17 protein-coding genes and 1 tRNA gene are annotated in these 21,282 nt (G+C 68.1%); 9 read left to right on the top strand and 9 right to left on the bottom strand.

Annotated features, from left to right (window positions below; genetic code table 11):
* Window positions 1-380: 380 nt before the first annotated feature.
* From ACWEN0_RS09350 to rpmH, 5 genes are read right to left on the bottom strand one after another with little or no spacing between them, the layout of a single operon-like run.
* Window positions 381-950: a Jag family protein gene (locus ACWEN0_RS09350; protein ID WP_451970784.1), complete on the bottom strand. Its 570-nt coding sequence runs from the start codon at window positions 948-950 to the stop codon at window positions 381-383.
* Window positions 951-980: 30 nt separating this feature from the next.
* Window positions 981-2,096, bottom strand: a complete 1,116-nt coding sequence (yidC, locus tag ACWEN0_RS09355; protein ID WP_451970787.1) for a membrane protein insertase YidC — start codon at window positions 2,094-2,096, stop codon at window positions 981-983.
* A 5-nt stretch (window positions 2,097-2,101) separates the two neighbouring features.
* Complete coding sequence (gene yidD, locus ACWEN0_RS09360) at window positions 2,102-2,428, bottom strand: membrane protein insertion efficiency factor YidD (RefSeq protein WP_451970789.1); 327 nt, start codon at window positions 2,426-2,428, stop codon at window positions 2,102-2,104.
* Between the two features lie 5 nt (window positions 2,429-2,433).
* Window positions 2,434-2,868: a ribonuclease P protein component gene (rnpA, locus tag ACWEN0_RS09365; protein WP_451970791.1), complete on the bottom strand. Its 435-nt coding sequence runs from the start codon at window positions 2,866-2,868 to the stop codon at window positions 2,434-2,436.
* A gap of 21 nt (window positions 2,869-2,889) precedes the next feature.
* Complete coding sequence (gene rpmH / locus ACWEN0_RS09370; protein WP_003082934.1) at window positions 2,890-3,033, bottom strand: 50S ribosomal protein L34; 144 nt, start codon at window positions 3,031-3,033, stop codon at window positions 2,890-2,892.
* Window positions 3,034-3,608: 575 nt separating this feature from the next.
* On the opposite strand from rpmH, the gene dnaA reads away from it, so the two are divergent.
* From dnaA to ACWEN0_RS09415, 9 genes are all read left to right on the top strand, one after another.
* The gene (dnaA, locus tag ACWEN0_RS09375; protein ID WP_451970794.1) at window positions 3,609-5,219 is read left to right on the top strand and encodes a chromosomal replication initiator protein DnaA; all 1,611 of its coding nucleotides are present in this window, start codon (window positions 3,609-3,611) and stop codon (window positions 5,217-5,219) included.
* A gap of 801 nt (window positions 5,220-6,020) precedes the next feature.
* A complete protein-coding gene (gene dnaN / locus ACWEN0_RS09380) occupies window positions 6,021-7,154 on the top strand; it encodes a DNA polymerase III subunit beta (RefSeq protein WP_451970796.1) in 1,134 nt (377 codons plus the stop codon).
* A 31-nt stretch (window positions 7,155-7,185) separates the two neighbouring features.
* Window positions 7,186-8,076, top strand: coding sequence for a phosphogluconate dehydrogenase (NAD(+)-dependent, decarboxylating) (gene gnd / locus ACWEN0_RS09385; protein WP_451970799.1), 891 nt, complete (start codon window positions 7,186-7,188; stop codon window positions 8,074-8,076).
* Window positions 8,077-8,086: 10 nt separating this feature from the next.
* Entirely contained in the window at window positions 8,087-9,241 is a 1,155-nt protein-coding gene (recF, locus tag ACWEN0_RS09390) for a DNA replication/repair protein RecF (protein WP_451970802.1), read from the top strand.
* Between the two features lie 130 nt (window positions 9,242-9,371).
* The gene (locus ACWEN0_RS09395) at window positions 9,372-9,986 is read left to right on the top strand and encodes a DciA family protein (RefSeq protein ID WP_451970805.1); all 615 of its coding nucleotides are present in this window, start codon (window positions 9,372-9,374) and stop codon (window positions 9,984-9,986) included.
* Window positions 9,987-10,183: 197 nt separating this feature from the next.
* Window positions 10,184-12,151, top strand: coding sequence for a DNA topoisomerase (ATP-hydrolyzing) subunit B (gene gyrB / locus ACWEN0_RS09400; RefSeq protein WP_451970807.1), 1,968 nt, complete (start codon window positions 10,184-10,186; stop codon window positions 12,149-12,151).
* 49 nt (window positions 12,152-12,200) lie between these two features.
* Complete coding sequence (gene gyrA / locus ACWEN0_RS09405) at window positions 12,201-14,750, top strand: DNA gyrase subunit A (protein ID WP_451970808.1); 2,550 nt, start codon at window positions 12,201-12,203, stop codon at window positions 14,748-14,750.
* 47 nt (window positions 14,751-14,797) lie between these two features.
* Entirely contained in the window at window positions 14,798-15,487 is a 690-nt protein-coding gene (locus ACWEN0_RS09410; RefSeq protein WP_451970810.1) for a DUF3566 domain-containing protein, read from the top strand.
* 49 nt (window positions 15,488-15,536) lie between these two features.
* A tRNA-Ile gene (locus tag ACWEN0_RS09415) sits at window positions 15,537-15,610 on the top strand.
* A 442-nt stretch (window positions 15,611-16,052) separates the two neighbouring features.
* Here ACWEN0_RS09415 and ACWEN0_RS09420 read toward each other — a convergent pair.
* The 4 genes from ACWEN0_RS09420 to ACWEN0_RS09435 form a co-directional block, all read right to left on the bottom strand.
* The gene (locus tag ACWEN0_RS09420) at window positions 16,053-19,040 is read right to left on the bottom strand and encodes an AfsR/SARP family transcriptional regulator (protein WP_451970813.1); all 2,988 of its coding nucleotides are present in this window, start codon (window positions 19,038-19,040) and stop codon (window positions 16,053-16,055) included.
* Window positions 19,001-19,321: a helix-turn-helix domain-containing protein gene (locus tag ACWEN0_RS09425; protein ID WP_451970816.1), complete on the bottom strand. Its 321-nt coding sequence runs from the start codon at window positions 19,319-19,321 to the stop codon at window positions 19,001-19,003. Before ACWEN0_RS09425 ends, ACWEN0_RS09420 begins: the two co-directional genes overlap by 40 nt.
* On the bottom strand, window positions 19,305-19,586 hold the full coding sequence (locus tag ACWEN0_RS09430) for a hypothetical protein (protein WP_451972034.1): 282 nt from the start codon (window positions 19,584-19,586) through the stop codon (window positions 19,305-19,307). The genes ACWEN0_RS09425 and ACWEN0_RS09430 overlap by 17 nt, the downstream gene beginning before the upstream one ends.
* A 601-nt stretch (window positions 19,587-20,187) precedes the next feature.
* Window positions 20,188-21,261, bottom strand: coding sequence for a site-specific integrase (locus ACWEN0_RS09435; RefSeq protein ID WP_451970818.1), 1,074 nt, complete (start codon window positions 21,259-21,261; stop codon window positions 20,188-20,190).
* Window positions 21,262-21,282: the final 21 nt, after the last annotated feature.

Consider the following 21,282-nt stretch of genomic DNA (forward strand, 5'->3'; position numbering starts at 1 on the left):
CTCGTCGCGCGGCGTCGGGTGGCTCAGTTCCACGTGAAACATCACGCCTGTAATTCGTCCGAGTGCGGCGCCCCGCTACCCATTCGCAGACCGGGAGCGGAGCCGTCGGCTCGGTCGCCACCATCGCGCGCGCGTCCCGAACAGACGCGTCCAAGCGTCAGGCGCGCGTGGAGGGGCCGTCCCCTGTGATCGGAGAACATCACGCGTGATTGGGCGGGCATCGCCCGTCCACGGAAGGCACGGGCGTACAACCGCACGCACCCGATGGCGCCGAGGCACGACCGGCGCACGATCGCCGAGCTCGGCTCGGGGGATCGCCTGCACACAAGAAAGCGGCCCCACCTGACCGAGTCAAGTGGGGCCGCTCGCCGAACCGGGGTTCAGGACTCCGGGAAGATGACCACGCGGCGCTTCGGGTCCTCGCCCTCGCTCTCGCTCGTGACGCCGGCGACCGTCGCCACCGCGTCGTGGACCACCTTGCGCTCGAACGGGCTCATCGGCTGCAGGCGGACGCGCTCGCCGCTCTGCAGGACCGACTCCGCCGTCGAGCGGCCGAGCTCGCGCAGCTCCTCGCGGCGGTCCGCGCGCCAGCCCGCGATGTCCAGCATCAGGCGGCTCCGCGAACCCGTCTCCTGCTGGACCGCCAGGCGGGTCAGCTCCTGCAGCGCCTCGAGCACCGTGCCGCGGGGGCCGACGAGCTTCTCGAGGTCTTCGCCGCCGTCGATGCTCACGATCGCGCGGCCGGCTTCGACGTCCAGGTCGATGTCACCGTCGTAGTCGAGCAGGTCCAGCAGGCGCTCGAGGTAGTCGCCCGCGATGTCACCCTCCTGCACGAGGATGTCGTCGCCACCTCCGGCCTTCTGCTCACCGGCCTCGCCCGCCTCGTCGGCGGCCGGCTCCGGGGTCACGTCGTCCTTATCGGCGTCGATCGTGTCGATCGTCTCCGACATCATTCGTCTCCTCTCCGAACCGGTCGCGCCTCAGCGGCGCTTCCGGCCCGACTTCCTGGTCGAGTCTTTGAGAAGGCCCGGCACGCCCGTGCCGTTGTCCTTCGAGCCGTTCTGGCCGTTCGTGTCGGCCGGCGTCGTGTCCGCCTTCGGGGAATCGCTCGCAGAAGCCGTCTGGGCGAAGCCGTGGGCCGAGCCCGCCTTGGTGACCTTCTTCTGCGCGCCGCTCTGCGCGGGCTGGTTCTTCTTCTGCTGGACCGGCTTCTGGCCGACCTTCGGCGCGGTCGGCTTCTGCCCCGGCTTCGGGCCGAGCGACGCGCGCTTCTCCGCGGCCTCCGCCTTGCGGGCCGCCTCTTCCTTGTCGATCTTCGTGTAGACGAGGCGCTGCTGCATCAGGGTCCAGCCGTTGTTCGCCAGCCAGTAGAAGAGGAGGCCGAGCGGGAACAGGGCACCGAAGACGAGCACACCGAGCGGGAAGACGTACATCGTCAGCTTGTTCATGATCGCGGTCTGCGGGGTGGCCGACGCCGCGTTCTGCCGGGCCACCGAGTGCCGCGCGGTGAGGTGCGTGGCGATCGACGCGACGATCATGAGGGGCAGCGCGACCGGGAGGACGCTCCAGTGGAAGCCGACGTTGGTCGCGCCGCCGCTGACCACGCCGACGCCGTTGTAGACGGCCTCACCGAGGTTGACGCCGAAGAGCTTCGCGCTGACGTACGAGTGGACGTCGTGCTGGTTGAAGAAGTAGTTCTCGGTCTTCGGCCCGCCGCCGGGCGGCGGCATGGTGAACGCGCGGAGGACGTGGTTCAGGCCGATGAACACCGGGATCTGAAGCAGCATCGGAAGGCAGCTGCCGAGCGGGTTCACGCCGTGTTCGCGCTGGAGCTTCTGCATCTCCTGCGCCTGGCGCTGCCGGTCGTTCGCGTACTTCTTCTGGAGCTTCTTCATCTCCGGCGCGAAGTCCTGCATCTTCTTCATCGACCGGACCTGGTTCACGAACGGCTTGAACATGATGCCGCGGACGGTGAACGTCAGGAAGATGATGCCGAGGATCCAGGAGACGGCCGTGGCCTCGCCGAAGACGAACCCGAAGACCTTGTGCCAACACCAGAGGATGAAGGACACGGGGTAGTAGATGAAATCGAGCACTGCTGCTACTCCTCGATCGGTGTTTCAGGTCGTCGGTGGCGCCACGAGAACTCCTCGGGCACGGGGTCACGGCCGGGCGGTGTCCACGGGCCGCAGCGCAACAGCCGGCGCAGCGCGAGGTAGGAGCCGCGGCCGGCACCGTGCCGGGTGAGGGCTTCGACTGCGTACGCGCTGCAGCTCGGGTAGAACCGGCAAGCCGGCGGGAGGAAGGGCGAGATCGCCTTGCGGTAGAGCTTGATGGGGAGCAGCAGGACCCAGGCGACGGGGCCCGGCCGCGGGGGCGCGGGCTCGACGTCGTGTTCGGAGTGGTCGTGCTCGGGGGTGGCTCGCATGCCGGTCACACCGCTGATCCGTGGTCGGGGGCCGCGTCGGCGGGACGCGCCGGGCGGGGGGCATCCCCGGCCGGACGGCGCGACGGTGAAAGACCCAGCCGACGCAGCGAGGCGTCGAGATCGGCTCCGAGCTCGGCGCTGGACGCGGTCGCGGACGGCGGCAATGCCCTCACTACCAACGCACTGCCCGGCGGCAGGGTTCCGAGCCGGGCCGAAACGAGGTGACGCAGCCGGCGGGTGACGCGGTGGCGGACCACCGAGTTGCCGACGGCCTTGCTCACCACAAAACCCGCCCTGGCCGCCGATGGTGGATCGGCGGCCCCGGACGGGTCCGTGGTCAGCGCGTGGACGACGAGGTGGCGCCTGCCTGCCCTGGACCCGCGACGGAGAACCACGCGGAAATCCTCACTCCGCCGCAGACGTGCGGCAGCCGGCAGCACGGCGCGCCCCGACGTGCCGGATCAGGCGGACAGCGCGGCGCGGCCCTTGCGACGGCGGCCCGCCAGGATGGCCCGGCCGGCACGCGTCCGCATGCGCAGGCGGAAACCGTGCGTCTTCGCGCGGCGGCGGTTGTTCGGCTGGAAGGTGCGCTTACCCTTGCTCACTGCTTCTCCTGTGTCTCGCGTCGGGCGGTGGAATCTCTTCCCCCGCCTGGCGTGTCGTGCGGGCGCACGGCAGTCTCTGGTGTCTCCTACCAACGTGTGGCCTCGTCACGACGAGCGACGACAACGTGGGCACGCGAATAGCACCCGTCGCATACGGGAGACCTTACGAGGGTACGCACCCCCGTCCGGCGCCCGGTAAGCACCCCCTCGGCCACGGTCCGCGACCGGCCGCCGGGGCCGAGATCATCGACGCCGGGGCACCGAATGGCAACACGCCGTACACCGTGAAATGCTTGCGACCCAGGATGCCTTGTGGCAGCGGGCGGGGCTTGTTAGCGTGCCTCTCTCGGGTCACCGGTCGAGGTGCACGAGTATCCGGGTGGTGGAGTGCCCACCGGCGTACGACGAGCCCGCAGGTGGCGTCGCCGCGGGTCGCCGTACATTAGTGCACAGCTGTGGACAACTATGTGGATATTCGCTGTGCCGGTGCGCACGCGGGTCCGCGGATCGGCGCCGGACCGTGTGACCAGGGGCGTTCGGCCGTCCACGCCGACGAGGGGAGGGGAGCCAGACAGGTGTCGGAGCACCAGCACAATCTGGGTGTCATCTGGGAACAGGTGGTACGCGAACTGTCCGACGGGACCCTGTCCCCCCAGCAGCGCGCCTGGATGCGCGTGACCCGCCCGATCGGCCTGCTCGACGGCACCGCCCTCCTGGCGGCCCCCAGTGACTTCGCGAAGGAAGCGATCGAACGCGGCCTGCGGGGCGCGATCACCGACGCGCTTTCCCGGCGGCTCGGCCGCGCCATCTCGCTCGCGGTGAAGGTCGACAGCGCCGAGGCCGTCGCGCCGGCGCCCGCCGCGCGCTACGTCCCGTCACCCGGCCGGGTGGAAAACGGCGCGGGCCCCGAGCCCGCTCCGCCGCTGCCCGGCAACGGCGCGCCGATGATGCCGCCCCCGCGTCCCGAGCCCGCGCCGCCGATGCCGCCGCACCCCTCCGTCGCGGCGAAGGCGGACGACGGCGACGACACCGACGAAGAAGTGGACGAAGAAGGCGAGGCGCTCGCCGCCGTCCACGAGATCTGGCCGACGTTCTCGGGGCAGCCGATCGCCGGGCAGCCCTACACCGCGCCGGCGCAGCCGCAGACGTCGAAGACGAAGCTGAACGAGAAGTACACCTTCGACACCTTCGTCATCGGCGCGTCCAACCGCTTCGCGCACGCGGCCGCGGTCGCCGTCGCCGAAGCGCCGGCCCGCGCGTACAACCCCCTCTTCATCTGGGGCGAGTCCGGGCTCGGCAAGACGCACCTGCTGCACGCGGTCGGCCACTACGCGCAGCGGCTCTTCCCCGGCATGCGCGTCCGGTACGTCTCGACCGAAGAGTTCACGAACGACTTCATCAACTCGCTGCGCGACGACCGCAAGGTCGCGTTCCAGCGGCGCTACCGCGACATCGACATCCTGCTCGTCGACGACATCCAGTTCCTGGAAGGCAAAGAAGGTACGCAGGAAGAGTTCTTCCACACCTTCAACACCCTCCACAACGCGAACAAGCAGATCGTCGTCAGCTCCGACCGCCCGCCGAAGCGCCTCGAGACGCTGGAAGACCGGCTGCGGACGCGGTTCGAGTGGGGCCTCATCACCGACATCCAGCCGCCCGAACTGGAGACGCGCATCGCGATCCTCCGGAAGAAGGCCGCGCAGGACCGGCTCGCGGTGCCCGGTGAGGTCCTGGAGTTCATCGCTTCGCGCGTCGAGGCGAACATCCGGGAGCTCGAAGGCGCGCTCATCCGCGTCACGGCGTTCGCGTCGCTGAACCAGCAGCCGGTCGACGTCGGGCTCGCGGAGATCGTCCTGCGGGACCTGATCCCGGACTCGCACGCGCCGGAGATCACCGCGCCGACCATCATGGGCGTCACGGCCGAGTTCTTCGACGTGACGCTCGACGACCTGTGCGGCCCCGGCAAGACGAAGGCGCTCGCCACGGCCCGCCAGATCGCGATGTACCTCTGCCGCGAGCTGACCGACATGTCGCTGCCGAAGATCGGGCAGACGTTCGGCGGCCGCGACCACACGACGGTCATGCACGCGGACAAGAAGATCCGCAAGGAGATGGCCGAGCGTCGGCGCATCTACGACCAGGTGCAGGAGCTGACGTCGCGCATCAAGCAGCGCGCCCGCCAATAGCACATCCCTTACCTCCCAACGACTTCGGGGCGTCCACACACAGTGGACGCCCCGAAGTCGTTTTTGGAGTGTCCGGCACGCGGAACACCAAAACCATTGATACACAAGCAAGTTTCCCCATGGTGTGGGCGGATTGCCCACAGTGCCAACGGATCTCCCATCAGGCACGACGCCGGATCCGTCCACATATCGCCCACAGGGATTCCACAGGCCATCCACACCCTTGTCCACGCGGCTTCCACAGGTTGCCCACATTGTGTGCACAGCGGGTGCCGGTCACTCGGAAGGGCGATTCGGACCGCTCCGCGCACCCCCAGAGCCTGGGTACAGATCGCCCCACACCTGGGGACAACCGTGGGGACAACCGGCCCCGGCTGTGGACGAATCCGGGGATGGCCGAAACCATCCACGGACGGCCCGGTTTGCCCACAGGTCCGCCACCACGGTTCTCCACACGCCCGCGAGCACGCCGACCTGCGGGAACGAGCTCGATCCACACAATCCACAACGCTTACTACTGCTACTGCCTTTAGATCTCTTCTAAGAGAGAACAAAACAAAAACAGGCGATGGACGAAGTTGGGGATGGCCGCGAGAACGTGTCGGCATGTCGACAAACCGAAGGGGAGGCCGAGGTGACGGCGGGGCCCGCGACGGCCTAACGTGGACGCCTGCACCTGGTCCGCGCTCCGGCCGCTCAAGGCGGAGGGCGGACCGGCCGGAGGGGGCAGCCGGTCACTGTCCCGCGAGAACGAGGCCTGGCCCGAGCCGACAGCGGTTCGGTCGTCGAAAGGATGCGCGCATGAAGATCCGCGTCGAGCGTGACGGGCTCGCCGACGCCGTCGCGTGGGTGGCCAGAAGCCTCCCCTCCCGGCCTCCGGTGCCGGTTCTGGGCGGTGTCCTCCTCGACGCCGGTTCCGACGGCGAAACCGACGCGCTGACCGTCTCGGGCTTCGACTACGAAGTCTCCGCCACGGTCGGCGTCCCGGCGACGATCGCCGACGGCGGCCGCCTCCTGGTGTCCGGGCGCCTGCTCGCCGACATCACCAAGGCGCTGCCCGCGCAGCCGGTCGAGATCTCGGTCGACGGCGCGCGCGCCACCATCACGTGCGGCAGCGCGCGGTTCTCCCTGCCGACCATGCCGGTCGAGGACTACCCGCAGCTGCCGTCCCAGCCCGCCTTCGCGGGCGAGCTCGCCGGCGACGCGTTCGGCCAGGCCGTCACCCAGGTCGTCGTCGCCGCGGGCAAGGACGACACGCTCCCGATGCTCACCGGCATGCGGCTGGAGATCTCCGGCAGCTCGCTGACCCTCGTCGCGACCGACCGGTTCCGGCTCGCCATGCGCGAGTTCACCTGGCAGCCGGCCGAGGGCCTGGCCGACGCCGCGGTGCTCGTCCCGGCGCGCACCCTCGCCGAAGCGGCCAAGACGCTCGGCGCGAGCGGCGCCACGATCCGGCTCGCGCTCGCCAGCGGCGAGGGCCTGCTCGGCCTGTCCGGGTCCGGCCGCTACACGACGACCCGCCTGCTCGACGCGGAGTTCCCGCCGTACCGCCAGTTGCTGCCCGCGTCGCACACCTCACGCGCGGTCATCGACGTGTCCGCTCTCACCGAGAGCATCAAGCGCGTTTCGCTGGTGGCGGAGCGGGGGACTCAGGTACGACTGGAGTTCGGGGACAACACGCTGCGGTTGTCCGCGGGCGGCGACGACGAGGGAAGCGCCGAAGAAGAGCTCCAGGTCGAGTACGAAGGTGAGCCGGTGACCATCGCGTTCAACCCGGGTTACCTCGTCGACGGTCTCGGCGCGCTCCACAGCGACCGGGCGGAGCTGACCTTCACCACGCCGAACCGGCCCGCGCTGATCAAGCCCGCCGACCCCGAGGGCAACGTCGTCCCCGGCTACCTCTACCTCCTGATGCCGGTCCGCCTGCCGGGCTGACCCGCTTTCCGTTAGTACGTAAGGGGATCTCATGGTTCAGCTCGGTCTCATCGGCCTGGGCAAGATGGGCTTCAACATGCGTGAGCGGCTGCGCGCGGCCGGTCACGAGGTGGTCGGCTACGACCGCAACCCGGACGTCACCGACACGACGTCGCTCGAAGACCTGGTGTCCAAACTGGACGGCCCGCGGATCGTCTGGATCATGGTCCCGGCCGGCGAGCCGACCCGGCAGACCGTCACCGAGCTCGGGAACCTGCTTTCCGACGGCGACATGGTGATCGACGGCGGCAACTCGAAGTACACCGACGACAAGCTGAACGCCGACCTGCTCGCCGCGAAGAACATCGGGTACGTCGACTGCGGCGTGTCCGGTGGCGTGTGGGGCAAGGACAATGGCTACGGCCTGATGGTCGGCGGCGCGGCCGCCGACGTCGAGCGGGCGATGCCGATCTTCGACGCCCTGCGCCCGGAAGGCCCGCGTGAGGAAGGCTTCTCGCACGCGGGCGACGTCGGCGCGGGCCACTACGCGAAGATGATCCACAACGGCATCGAGTACGGCATGATGCAGGCGTTCGCGGAGGGCTTCGAACTCCTCGAGGCCGCGAAGGTCGTCAAGGACGTGCCCGCGGTGATCAAGGGCTGGCAGCGCGGCACGGTCGTCCGGTCGTGGCTGCTGGACCTGCTCGTGCGCGCGCTCGACGAGGACCCGGAGCTGGACGACCTCGAGGGCTACGTCGAGGACTCGGGCGAAGGCCGGTGGACGCTCGAAGAGGCGATCAACAACGCGGTGCCGGCGCCGGTCATCTCGGCCGCGCTGTTCGCGCGGTTCGCCTCGCGGCAGGAGCACTCGTCCGCGATGCGCGCGGTCGCGGCGCTGCGCAACCAGTTCGGCGGGCACGCCGTGAAGAAGGTCGGCGGGTAAGGAGCAGCTGGTGTATCTGCGTCACCTGCAGGTCACCGACTTCCGCTCCTGGCCGCAGGCCGATCTCGCGCTGGAACCGGGGCCGACCGTGCTGGTCGGCCAGAACGGTCGCGGCAAGACCAACCTGCTGGAGGCGATCGGGTACGTCGCGACGCTGGGCTCGCACCGCGTCGCGACGGACGCGCCGCTGATCCGGCACGGCTGCGAGCGCGCGCTGGTGCGGGTCGCGGTGGTCAACGACGACCGCGAACTGACGGTCGAGCTCGAGATCACCAACGGCCGCGCGAACCGCGCCCGCGTCAACCGCGGCGCGGTCGGGCGGCCGCGCGACGTGCTCGGGATCCTGCGCACGGTGCTGTTCTCGCCGGAGGACCTGGCGCTCGTGCGAGGTGACCCGGGCGAGCGACGCCGGTTCCTCGACGAGCTGCTGGTGCTGCGCGCGCCGCGGTACGCGGGGGTCCGGGCCGACTACGAGAAGGTGCTGAAGCAGCGAAACGCGCTGCTCAAGACGGCCGGGAAGCGGCGTACCGGGCGTGAAGACCCGTACGCGCTCTCGACGCTCGAAGTCTGGGACGACCACCTCGCGGTGGCGGGTGCGGAGCTGCTGGCCGCGCGCCTGAACCTCGTCGCCGACCTCGGGCCGTACGCCGCTTCGGCGTACATGGGGGTCGCGCCGGACTCACGTCCGGCGAAGATCTCCTACCGGTCTTCGCTGGGTGCGGCGCTGCCGGAGACGTACGGCGTACCGGACGGCGAGCGGGCGCAACCCGACGTTCTCAAGGACGTCCTACTGAAGGCGCTCGGCGAGGCCAGGAAGGCGGAGCTGGAGCGCGGGATCAGCCTGGTCGGCCCGCACCGGGACGAGCTGGAGCTGATCCTGGGCCAGGCGCCGGCCAAGGGGTACGCGAGTCACGGCGAGTCGTGGTCGTTCGCGCTCGCACTCCGGCTCGGCAGCTACGAGCTGCTGCGCGCGGAGGCGGGTGAGCCGGTGCTGCTGCTCGACGACGTGTTCGCCGAGCTGGACCGCAAGCGCCGGGCCCGGCTGGCCGAGGTGGCCGCGAGCGCCGAACAGGTGCTGGTGACCGCCGCGGTCGACGAAGACGTGCCCGAAGAGCTGGCCGGGTGCCGGTTCGTGGTGGCGGATGGTGAGATTTCGCGTGGCTGAACAGCGCAAACCGGGCTCGGCAAGATCGACTCCTGCACCCGGTGTGACCGCTGACACAGGAGTTGCCCACCGATCTGGGGACAAACCTGTGGACAGTGTGGATAAACCCGTGCCCGCGTTATCGCCCGGCGTGACCAAAACCCCGGAACAGCGGCTTGACGCCCCCCACGCGAGGGTTAACCCACCCGAGAACGGCACTTCGAGTACGCAGAGTGAGAACGGCGCTGCTCCGAACGGGCCCACGACGGGCCGGGACCTCGCCCACGCCGCGCTCGAAGCCGCGAAAGCCAAGGCGAAGGAACGCGGCACGTCGCCCGGCCGGCGCCGTCCCGCGACCGGCGGCGGGCAGAACCCCCGGCGTCGGCGCTGGTCGGGACCGGGCGCGGACCCGCGCGACCCGCAGCCGCTCGGCCGGCTCGTCTCCCGGCTGGTCAGCGACCGCGGCTGGAACGAGAGCGTCACGAGCGCCCGCGTCTTCGCCCAGTGGGCGCGGCTGGTCGGCGAAGACGTCGCCGAACACGCCCAGCCGGTCGCCCTCAAGGACGGCGAGCTGACCGTCCGCGCCAGCTCCACGGCGTGGGCCACCCAGCTGCGGCTGCTGCAGGGGAAGCTGCTGCACAAGATCGCCGCGGGCGTCGGGAACGGCGTCGTCAAGCGGATGCGGATCCAGGGGCCGACCGCCCCGAGCTGGCGGAAAGGGCCCCGCCACGTGCCGGGTCGCGGCCCGCGTGACACGTACGGCTGAACCGGGTTGCGCGATGCTCGGTTGAATGCCCCGAGAACGCATTCAGACGTCCCGGGTTACGTCAAGACTCGGCTCGGACCGATTTCGTCCGTCTGTGACGCGTTCAGGGGTGTCCTTGCCGCATGTCAGCGGACGTGGCCAAGTACACTGGAGAGGAGCGAGTGTCCGCTCGGGCGAGACGAGGAGAAACAACACCTGTGACCGAGAACAAGAGCGAGTACAACGCGGCTTCGATCACGGTGCTCGAAGGCCTCGAAGCGGTCCGCAAGCGCCCCGGCATGTACATCGGTTCCACCGGAGAGCGCGGCCTGCACCACCTCGTCCAGGAGGTCGTCGACAACTCCGTCGACGAGGCGATGGCCGGGTACGCCACCAAGGTCGAGGTTACCCTCCTCGCCGACGGCGGGGTGCGCGTCGTCGACGACGGCCGCGGCATCCCGGTCGACATGCACCCCAAGGAGCAGAAGCCGACCCTCGAGGTCGTGCTCACCGTGCTCCACGCGGGCGGCAAGTTCGACAGCGACTCCTACGCGGTGTCCGGCGGCCTGCACGGCGTCGGCGTCTCCGTGGTGAACGCGCTGTCGAAGAAGCTGCTCGCCGAGGTCAAGTACGGCGGCCGCAGCTGGCGGCAGGAGTACACCGACCAGGTGCCGGGCCCGCTCGAGGACCTCGGCCCCGCCGACTCGACCGGCACCACGATCACGTTCTGGGCCGACGGCGACATCTTCGAGACCACGACGTACAACTTCGAGACCATCTCGCGCCGGCTGCAGGAGATGGCGTTCCTCAACAAGGGGCTGACGCTGTCCCTGCGTGACGAGCGCGTCGCCGACGAGGAGACCGAAGAGGACGCCGAGGGCAAGGTCGCGCGGGTCAAGGAGAAGACCTACTGCTACCCGGGCGGGCTCGAGGACTTCGTCAAGCACATCAACGGCAGCAAGGAGCCGATCCACCCCAGCGTGATCTCCTTCGACGCCAAGGGCACCGGCCTCGAGGTCGAGGTCGCGATGCAGTGGAACACCGGGTTCACGCCGTCGGTGTACACGTTCGCCAACACGATCAACACCCACGAAGGCGGCACCCACGAAGAGGGCTTCCGCGCCGCGCTGACCCGCGTCGTCAACGCGTACGCGCGCGACAAGAAGCTGCTCAAGGAGAAGGACGCCAACCTGACCGGTGACGACGTGCGCGAGGGACTCGCGGCGATCGTCTCGATCAAGCTGGCCGAGCCGCAGTTCGAGGGCCAGACCAAGACCAAGCTGGGCAACAGCGAGGCCAAGACGTTCGTGCAGCAGACGTCGAACGAGTGGCTGGGCGACTGGTTCGAGCGCAACCCCACCGAGGCGAAGACGATCATCAACAAGTCGATCTCCTCGGCGCAGGCCCGGATGGCCGCCCGCAAGGCGCGCGACCTGGTCCGCCGCAAGGGCGCGCTGGAGATCGGCGGCCTGCCCGGCAAGCTCAAGGACTGCCGCTCGACCAACCCGGCGGAGTGCGAGCTCTACATCGTGGAGGGCGACTCGGCCGGCGGTTCGGCCAAGGAAGGCCGCGACTCGATGTACCAGGCGATCCTGCCGATCCGCGGCAAGATCATCAACGTCGAGAAGGCCCGCATCGACCGCGTCCTCAAGAACACCGAGGTCCAGTCGCTGATCACCGCGCTCGGCACCGGCATCCACGACGAGTTCGACCTCGCGAAGCTGCGCTACCACAAGATCGTGCTGATGGCCGACGCCGACGTCGACGGCCAGCACATCACGACGCTGCTGCTCACGCTGCTGTTCCGGTTCATGACCCCGCTGATCGAGCACGGCCACGTCTTCCTGTCGCGGCCGCCGCTGTACAAGATCAAGTGGCCGCGGATGGAGCCGGAGTACGCCTACTCCGACCGCGAACGCGACGCCGTCATCCAGGCGGGCGTGGAGGCCGGCAAGAAGCTGCCGAAGGACGACGCGATCCAGCGCTACAAGGGTCTCGGCGAGATGAACGCCGAAGAGCTGTGGGAGACCACGATGGACCCGGCGAACCGGCTGCTCGGCCGGGTCACGATGGACGACGCCGCCCAGGCCGACGAGCTGTTCTCGGTCCTGATGGGCGAGGACGTCGAGGCGCGCCGCTCGTTCATCACGCGCAACGCGAAGGACGTGCGCTTCCTGGACGTGTGAGCGTCCCCGCCCCTTGTCCCGCTAGGACTCCGCACTCGAGAAGGACTTCATGACGGAAACCCTGCCGCCGGCTCCGGAGAACGACCGGATCGAACCGGTCGACATCCAGCAGGAGATGCAGCGCTCCTACATCGACTACGCGATGAGCGTGATCGTGTCGCGGGCGCTGCCGGACGTGCGTGACGGCCTCAAGCCGGTCGCGCGCCGGATCCTGTACTCGATGTTCGACTCCGGCTTCCGGCCGGACCGCGGGTACAACAAGTGCTCGCGCGTCGTCGGCGACGTCATGGGCAACTACCACCCGCACGGCGACTCGGCGATCTACGACGCGCTGGTCCGGCTCGCCCAGCCGTGGTCGCTGCGGTACCCGCTGATCGACGGGCAGGGCAACTTCGGCTCGTCGGGCAACGACCCCGCGGCCGCCATGCGGTACACGGAGTCCCGGCTCGCGCCGCTGGCCATGCAGATGCTGGCCGACATCGAAGAAGACACCGTCGACTTCTCCGACAACTACGACGGCCGCACCCAGGAGCCCGACGTCCTGCCGTCGCGGTTCCCGAACCTGCTGGTCAACGGCGGGTCCGGGATCGCGGTCGGGATGGCGACCAACATCCCGCCGCACAACCTGCGCGAGGTGTCCGAGGGCGTCGTCTGGGCGCTGGAGAACCCCGAGGCGACCGACGACGAGCTGCTGGCCGCGCTGCTGGTCCGGATCAAGGGCCCGGACTTCCCGACGAAGGCGATGATCCTCGGCACGTCCGGTATCGAGGACGCCTACCGCACCGGCCGCGGCTCGATCCGGATGCGCGCGGTCGTCGAGGTCGAAGAGGACGCGAAGGGCCGCACGATCCTGGTCGTGTCGGAGCTCCCGTACCAGGTCAACCCGGACAACCTGGTCGAGAACATCGCGAACCTGGTCCGCGACGGCAAGCTCACCGGCATCGCCGACATCGCCGACGAGTCCAACAGCCGCTCCGGCATGCGGATCGTCGTCACGATCAAGCGGGACGCCGTCGCGAAGGTCGTGCTGAACAACCTGTTCAAGCACACCCAGCTGCAGCAGAACTTCGGCGTCAACATGCTGGCCCTGGTCGACGGCGTGCCGCGCACGCTGCGGCTCGACCAGATCATCCGGCACTACGTGAAGCACCAGGTCGAGGTCATCGTCCGGCGGACCAAGTTCCGCCTGAAGAAGGCCGAAGAACGGGCCCACATCCTGCGTGGGTACGTCAAGGCGCTGGACATGCTCGACGAGGTCATCGCCCTCATCCGGCGGTCGCCGTCCGCGGACGAGGCCCGGCCGGCCCTGATGGAGCTGCTGGACGTCGACGAGATCCAGGCCACCGCGATCCTCGACATGCAGCTGCGCCGCCTGGCCGCCCTGGAGCGCCAGCGGATCATCGACCAGCTGGCCGAGATCGAGCTCGAGATCGCCGACCTCAAGGACATCCTCGACAAGCCGGAGCGGCAGCGCGCGCTGATCCGCGACGAGCTGATGGCGATCGTCGACAAGTACGGCGACGACCGGCGCACGCAGATCGTCGGCTTCGGCGGCGACGTCACCGACGAGGAACTCATCGCGGTCGAGGACGTCGTCGTCACCATCACCCGCACGGGGTACGCCAAGCGAACGAAAACCGATCTGTACCGCTCGCAGAAGCGCGGCGGCAAGGGCGTGCAGGGCGCGACGCTGAAGCAGGACGACATCGTCCAGCACTTCTTCGTCTGCTCGACGCACGACTGGATCCTGTTCTTCACGAACAAGGGCCGCGTCTACCGGACCAAGGCGTACGAGCTGCCCGAGGCCAACCGCAACGCGCGCGGCCAGCACGTGGCGAACCTCATGGCGTTCCAGCCGGACGAGCAGATCGCCCAGGTCATCCAGATCAAGAACTACGAGGTGGCGCCGTACCTGGTGCTCGCCACCAAGCGCGGCCTGGTCAAGAAGACCAAGCTGACCGACTTCGACTCGAACCGCTCCGGCGGCCTGATCGCGATCAACCTGCGCGAGGGCGACGAGCTGGTCGGCGCGGTGCTGGCCGGCGCCGAGGACGACCTGCTGCTCGTGTCGGCCGAGGGCCAGTCGATCCGCTTCCACGCGACCGACGAGGCCCTGCGCCCGATGGGCCGCCCGACGTCCGGCGTGATGGGCATGCGCTTCAACGACGGCGACGAGCTGCTCGGCATCAGCGTGGTCAAGGAGGGCAAGTTCCTGCTGGTCGCGACCGACGGCGGGTACTCCAAGCGCACGCCGATCGAGGACTACCCGGTCCAGGGCCGCGGCGGCAAGGGCGTGCTCACCATCCAGCACGACCGGAAACGTGGCAGGCTGGTGGGTGCGCTCATCGTCGACGCCGAGGACGAGCTGTACGCGATCACCTCGAGCGGCGGCGTGATCCGCACGCCGGCGGGCGACGTCCGCAAGGCAGGACGGCAGACGAAGGGGGTCCGGCTGATGAATCTCGGCGAGGGCACCACTCTTCTCGCCGTCGCACGCAACGCGGACGAGCCCTCGGACGTCGCCAATGGTGACGCCGAAGGCGACGCCGCGGAAGCACCCGCCACGGGTGACGAAACGACGGCGCCGCCGGAGCAGTAAGTTTGGTACGGACGGCCCACCACGGCACGGGTAAGGACTGACTCTTCGTGACACCATCCGAGAATCCCGAGGCAGCGGGTTCGAACGGGACTCCGGCGAGCCCGCCCTGGCAGCGGGTCGGCAAGGACGGCGACTCCGAAGCGACGGTCGGCATCGCCACGGAAGAAGCGCTCTACAAGGGCGAGGCGCCGGCCGGGGAGACGCAGCCCGTCTCCCCGGAGCAGCGCCCGGTGGTCACGGGCAGCGCGGCCAACCGCATCTTCGGCGGCGGAAGCGACACGCCCCCCTCGGGCGAGCCGACCGCGGCGGCCGTCCCGTCGGCGAGCGCCCAGCGCGCCCGCCCGAGCGCCCCGCGCCGCCCAGGCCGCGGCCCGCGCCGCGCATCGCTGCAGGTGAAGCGGTTCGACCCGTGGTCGGTGCTCAAGCTGTCCCTGGTCCTGGGCGTCGCGATGTTCTTCGTCTGGCTGGTCGCGGTGGGCGTCCTGTACACGGTCCTCGACGGCATGGGCGTCTGGGACAAGCTGAACGGCACGTACTCGTCCCTGGTCGGCGGCGAAGGCGCCAACGCGTCCTCGGAACCCCTGATCAGCGCGGGTCGCGTCTTCGGCATCGCGGCCATCCTCGGCGCGATCAACATCGTCCTGGTGTCGGCCCTCGCCACGGTCAGCGCGTTCATCTACAACGTGTCGGCAGACCTCGCGGGCGGCCTGGAAGTCACGCTGTCGGAGCGGGAGTAACCCGGTTGCAGGGCCCCCTCAGGGGTCCTGTAAAGTTCTCCTCGTTCAAGGGCCTATAGCTCAGGCGGTTAGAGCGCTTCGCTGATAACGAAGAGGTCCCAGGTTCAAGTCCTGGTAGGCCCACGCAGGTCAAAGCCCGGTTCACCGACTACGTGAACCGGGCTTTTTGCTGCCTGCCTGACTAGCTGCCTGACTACGGGGTTGACTGGGCTGGATCTGGGTTTCGCCTCAAGGCCATGGCCCAACCCCCCGCCATGGGGCCGAGTAAGTGCCGACTACTGCCGTAGTCCATGAGCCTGATGGCGGTATCGGTGGCAGGCAGGGATTGGCCAGGCTGAACAGGCGCCGGACCTCTGGAAACGAGCTCGTACCCGTCCGTACCGCATGCACAAACTGTGCATGGTCTATCAACGCCGATGTGTCACACTGCCTGAGCTGCCCAGGCGAGCTGTGATCGCGGTGAGCATGGGAAGAGGTACGGCATCGCTTGGACCCGGTGTCTACCCAACCTGTCACGTTGCCCCAAGAGTTTGGAACTCTTGGGGCAACGGGGCTATTTGGACGCTCAATGCGGCGCCTTACGCGACACATCCTGTCGACATGCGCAGGGCAACTCCGAGCGCTCCGTCCGTACCTGATCAGCCGCCGGAACGCCGAGTTTGGCGAATCCCTCCTCGGCCGAAGCCCAGTGGGCGGCGGCGTTGTCATGTTCTTCCATCGCGTGAAGTGTCCGCGCCACTCCGAGATGTGCGTAGGCCTGGGAGATACGGTTCCCATCGCCTTCAGCGAGGTCCAGCGCCGCCCTTCCGGCGCTTAGAGCATCTCGGTACGCGCCTCGGGCGAGCGCCGTCGCACCGCGGTCGAGGTATAGCTGTGTGCGTAGGTCGGCGTCCGGCACGTTCGCCGCCACATCGCGCGCCTTATCGTGATAGCGCACAGCTTCGGTGAAGCGGCCACGCTGGCGGTGCACGTTGCCTATGTTGTTTAGCGCGTAGGCCTCGACGCAGTGATCGCCGACTTCGGCGGCGTGCGCGTGCGCTTCGGTGTAACTTGCCAGCGCCTCGGCAAGCAGACCGAGCTTCTCCTGCACTGACCCGAGGTTGTTCAAAGCGTGCGCCACACCTTGCACGTGTCCGATCTCACGCAGTGTCGTGGCAGCCGCTGAGAACTGGCTCAGTGCGAGGTCGAGGTTGCCGTGCAACTCGTTGAGGTAGCCCAGCATGCTCAGCGTGTGAGCTTCGCCCCGACGGTCTTCGGTCTGTTCGTACTTCGACCGCGCAGCCTCAAGGTGCACCATCGCTTGGTCGAGCTGGCCCAACTCCATGGTGGGTACCGCAAGCGCACACAGCGTTGCCGCTTCACCCCGCGGGTCGCCGAGGCGGCGCCACTTGGGGAGCGCCTGGCCAGCCAGGTCAAGTGCCTCGGTCAGTTTTCCTAGCCGGTCGTATGCGGTTGACAACCGGTGCAGTACGTGGGCTTGGCCGTAGTCGTTGCCGGCGTCGGCCGAGACGGTTTCCCAAGCCAGCTCGAGGGTGCCGATCCAGTCCTCGAACTGGTTGGTCGTGTTGAAGTAGCGCCACAGCAGCACCGCAAGCTGCCAGGTGTGCTCCGGCAGGTCGTGGCGGGCGGCGTACCGGATCGCGGCCACGAGGTTGTCACGCTCGGCGACGATCCACCGCAGCCCGGCGCCGGCGTCAGCGAAGGCTGGTGTCACCGGGCACACGCGGCGAATCGCGGGAAGTTGTGGCTTGTCGAACGGGTACGCCGCCCCGACCGCGGTCGCGAGCGTCACCAGGTAGTAGTCGAGCAGCCGGACCAGTGCGCGCGGCGGCGCCGAATCGACGGCGGCGAACTCCTTGAGCGGGTCCAGCATCTGGTACCGCTCGGGCGCGGACTCCTCCAGCAAACTGACCTCGTGCAGGTCGTCGAGCAGCACACGTGCCTCGGCGACGTCGCAACCGGCGAGCGCCGCGCCACCGGCGACGTCGACGTCCGGCCCGGGCAGGCTCCCCAGGAGCCGGAACATGGCGCGCTGCGGTTCGCCCAGCTGCTGGTAGGAAGCGCGAACCGCGGCGATGCCGACGCCGTCGGCTTCGCCCCAAGGCCCGCTCTCTTCAAGTAGGCGGAGGAGGTGCTCCAACGGCCACCGGTCGTGCCGCCGGAACAGCGCGGCCGCCACTCGGATCGGCATCGGCAGGTAGCCACAGCGCTGGACGACCGCGGCCACCTCGACCGCCCGCCCGCGCACTCGCGGCGGGTCAGTCAGCGCGTGGAACAGCTCGGCGGCGTCCGGCGGCGCCAACGGCGAAAGCCGGATGTTCTCGCCGGTGTCCGCGTCGCCCATCCGCCGGCTGGTGACGATGGCCAGGCAGCCCTCCGCCTCGGGCAGCAGCGGCTGGATCTGCTCAGGTGACGCGGCGTTGTCCAGCACGATGAGCGTGCGGGTGCCCCAGAGCGTCGACTGGTAGAGCGTGACCTTGCGGCCCACGGTGGCCGGGATCTGCTCGGCCGGCACGCCGAGCTCGATCAGCAGCTCGGTGAGGGCGTCGCCGACGCTGGTCGGCGGCACGCCGGGGGTGAACCCGTTCAGCCGGGCCAGAAGCTGCCCGTCCGGGTACCGGTCACGCAGCCGGTGCGCCGCTTCGACGGCCAGGCCGGTCTTGCCAACGCCGGGTGCGCCGCTCACCCAGACCGCGGGCCGGCCGGACGCGGCGGCCGTCTCGATCGCGGCGAGCTCGGCGGCGCGGCCGGTGAACCCGCCGGGCCGCGACGGCAGCGAGCTCGGCGGTTCGCCGTGTTCGGCGCGTGCGGCGAGGTTGCGCAGCACCGGGCCCGGCTCCATGCGCAGCTGGACGAGGGCGTCGCGGGTGCTGTGGAAGACGCGCAGCGCCCCGACCCTGTCGCCGCCGGCGAGCAGGGCGCGTATCAGCAGCTCGGCGTGCTTTTGGCTCGCCGGGTCCGCCTGCAGGATTGGCCTCAGGCGTTGGCGCGCCGAGCGGTGGTCACCGATTTCTAGTTCCAACTCGGCTAAATCGCCGACGGCCTCGGCGTAGGTTTCTTCCGGAACGATCACCTCCGTGCCGCCGACACGGTCGATGTCGATGTCTTCGAGAAACTTCCCTCGCCACAACTTGACAGCTGCGCGCAGGAGAGCGACTGCTTGGTGCGGGTCTGTGTTCCGGACGTCCGCTGCTTCTGCACAGAGTCGGTAGAAACGAAGTGTGTCCAGTTGGTCGTCGCCGATCCGCAGCATGTAACCGGTCGGCGTCGTCTCAATAATTACGTCGCGGGCATCCTGTACGACGTCGCGCAGCCGCTTAATGTAGCCTCGCACGAGGGTTGGCTTAACTTCGCGACCAGCCCAGACTATTTCGATGAGCCGAGCGGGTGTCACTGGCCTGTTAGCGTTCAGGAGCAGCACCGCGAGGACGTGGCGTTGATTTTGGTCACCTAGTGGTACTGGCGCACCGTCGTGCCACGCTTCCAAGGGACCTAGTAGGCGGAATTCCACGGTTATCGCCGATTTGAATCGCGTTTGCGCAGACGATCCCACGAGACCAGGATGTGTTCCGCTTCTTCGACTGGAAGCCCGCATGCGCTAATCAAGGCCTCCACCTGGGTGCGAAGGCGAGGTAGTCGTGAACGTCCCTCCCTTGTTAGCCCGTGAATCTGACTCCGCCGTATTCCGGTCTTGATTGCAGCCTGTCCTAGCGTGAGACCTGAATTTTTCCAAACTGCTCGTAGAAGCGCGCAAAACTCTCGTTCCGTGTAAACTTCGAGAGTGAAACTGGTCAGGCGCGCCGGCTGCCCACTCTGGTTAGTCATGAAAATCATCCAAGTTGGACGATTGTGTGATATCACGAATGATGCGAAGGCGCACGATATCCATGACTCGATGGGGGGCGGTAATGGCCAATGTGAAGAAAGTTGCCGCCGATCCACTTTTTACTATTGCCAGGTCGACGTCGAATCCTTTGAGCCATAAGACGTTAACCGATAGGAGGGTGGCAATAATAATAAGGGCTTCAACTGGGGTTACGCGGGCACTTGCCCACGGTTTATTGTTGCGCGCTAGGGGGCGCTTCGCCGGGTTAGACACGAGTACCTTCCCTGCCCTTCGGGTCGGAGGTACCCGTAGGGGCTAGTTGATCGCGGTGAGCTGGCAGTGCGTCCACGTCAGACGGCCTGGGCCTGGAGTTCGCAGGTGGGCCTCAGTTGGACCCCGTCTTGACGCTTGCCGCCCAGGATGCCTGACCACGACAACTTTCGGAAGCCGATGGTGCACGTCGGGCTGAAGAAACTGTCCACGTAGACGGACCGCGATAAGACACGCTGCTCACAAGTGGTGACTGAGTGTAATAACGATCTTCGTTGGCCGAACCTTGGCAGCATTTGCGGCGCCTCGCACCAAGTGCGCCAGTCATTGCCCACATGTGACAACACCCCGGGGGTCTTCGACCTCCGGGGTGTCGCAACCTCTGGGCGAGCATCGGGTCCAATCGATGCTCGCGCCATGCCCACGCTCACCGCGATCTTCAGCTAGCCCGGGCGGATGCCCGAGTGTGCCAAAAGGTCGTTGATAGATCGTGTACAAACTGTGAACCTGTCATCGGTTGGTCCCGCCTGCATGGTTCGCTTCCGGTGGCCGGTAACGACGCCAGGCCCGACTCGCCGCCGGCAAGCGAGCAGTCGTCCATCTACTAAAGACCGAAGATGATGTCCATCGCTTCCGCGCCGTGCTGGATGACCGGCCGAAGTTGGTGCCGGTAGACCTTCTCCGTCACGGTCGTGCCGTTGTGGCCGACCAGTCGCGAGATCTTTTCGATCTCCATCCCGGTGTCGGAGAGTAGCGACACGAAGCTGTGTCGTAACTCACGGGGCGTCCACTCTTGCGGGTCTAGGCTGACCTTCCTGAGCACGCGCCTGAACGCCCGGCGAACGTTGGCCGCGTCCAACTCGCGGCCAACGGCCGACGCGAACACCAAGCCGTTCTCCTCCCATTTGTCGCCAGCCAGCTTGCGCAAGAAAGCCTGCTTCTGTTGGTGAGCGCGCAGGGCGTCCACGCACCGCCGTGGAAGCGCTAGCGAGCGACGCGACTTCGCTGTCTTCGTGTCGCCTCCCGCCCGTACCGAGCGCCACACCATGACGTGCGGAGGAACCGGAGGGGTCAAATCCGGCCTGCCCTCCAAATCAGTGTGCGACCAGGTAAGAGCCCGCATCTCCTCGGTCCGGGCGCCAGTCAGCAGCGACACTACGATGTAAGCGCGCATCGAGGTGAACTCAGCGGCGGCAAGAACGGCCTCGGCCTGCTCGAATGTCAGCGACTTCGACGGTCGGCCAGCTCGCCCGTCGGGAACCTCGCACAGAAGCGCGACGTTCCGCTTGATCTTCTCCCGCTTCTGTGCCCTGGCCAGGGACCGCCGGAGCAGCGACAGCAGCTCTTGGAGGGTCCGCGTCGACACGACCTTCGCCCGGCCAGCGAGCCACGTGTCGACCTCGTCTGCGGTCAGCTCCCGCGCGTTACGGCGCCCGAGAAGCGGGACAATGTGCTTGTCGGCGAGGATCGTCAGCTTCTCGACAGTCGAGGCCGATCGCCGGGGCAGGCCGTGCGCGAGGAAGTCTCGCACGGCCTGAGCCACCGTGAACGACCGATCTTCCGGCGGAAGCCCGTCGTCTAGCTCGCGGAGCATCTCCTTGAGCTTGTCCTTCGCCTCGGTCTTCGTCTTGCCGTAGGCGGAGCGAACCTTCCGCTTTCCGGCCGGTGTGTAGCCCACCGTGACCTCCGCGATCCAGCG

Source organism: Amycolatopsis sp. NPDC004378 (genome assembly GCF_053602455.1).

What these genes read in the sequence shown, in the direction of transcription:
- gnd (WP_451970799.1), top strand. Translation starts at nt 7,186, where the DNA reads ATGGTTCAGCTCGGTCTCATCGGCCTGGGCAAGATGGGCTTCAACATG.
- yidD (WP_451970789.1), bottom strand. Translation starts at nt 2,428, where the DNA reads ATGCGAGCCACCCCCGAGCACGACCACTCCGAACACGACGTCGAGCCC.
- ACWEN0_RS09350 (WP_451970784.1), bottom strand. Translation starts at nt 950, where the DNA reads ATGTCGGAGACGATCGACACGATCGACGCCGATAAGGACGACGTGACC.
- ACWEN0_RS09425 (WP_451970816.1), bottom strand. Translation starts at nt 19,321, where the DNA reads ATGATTTTCATGACTAACCAGAGTGGGCAGCCGGCGCGCCTGACCAGT.
- gyrA (WP_451970808.1), top strand. Translation starts at nt 12,201, where the DNA reads ATGACGGAAACCCTGCCGCCGGCTCCGGAGAACGACCGGATCGAACCG.
- dnaN (WP_451970796.1), top strand. Translation starts at nt 6,021, where the DNA reads ATGAAGATCCGCGTCGAGCGTGACGGGCTCGCCGACGCCGTCGCGTGG.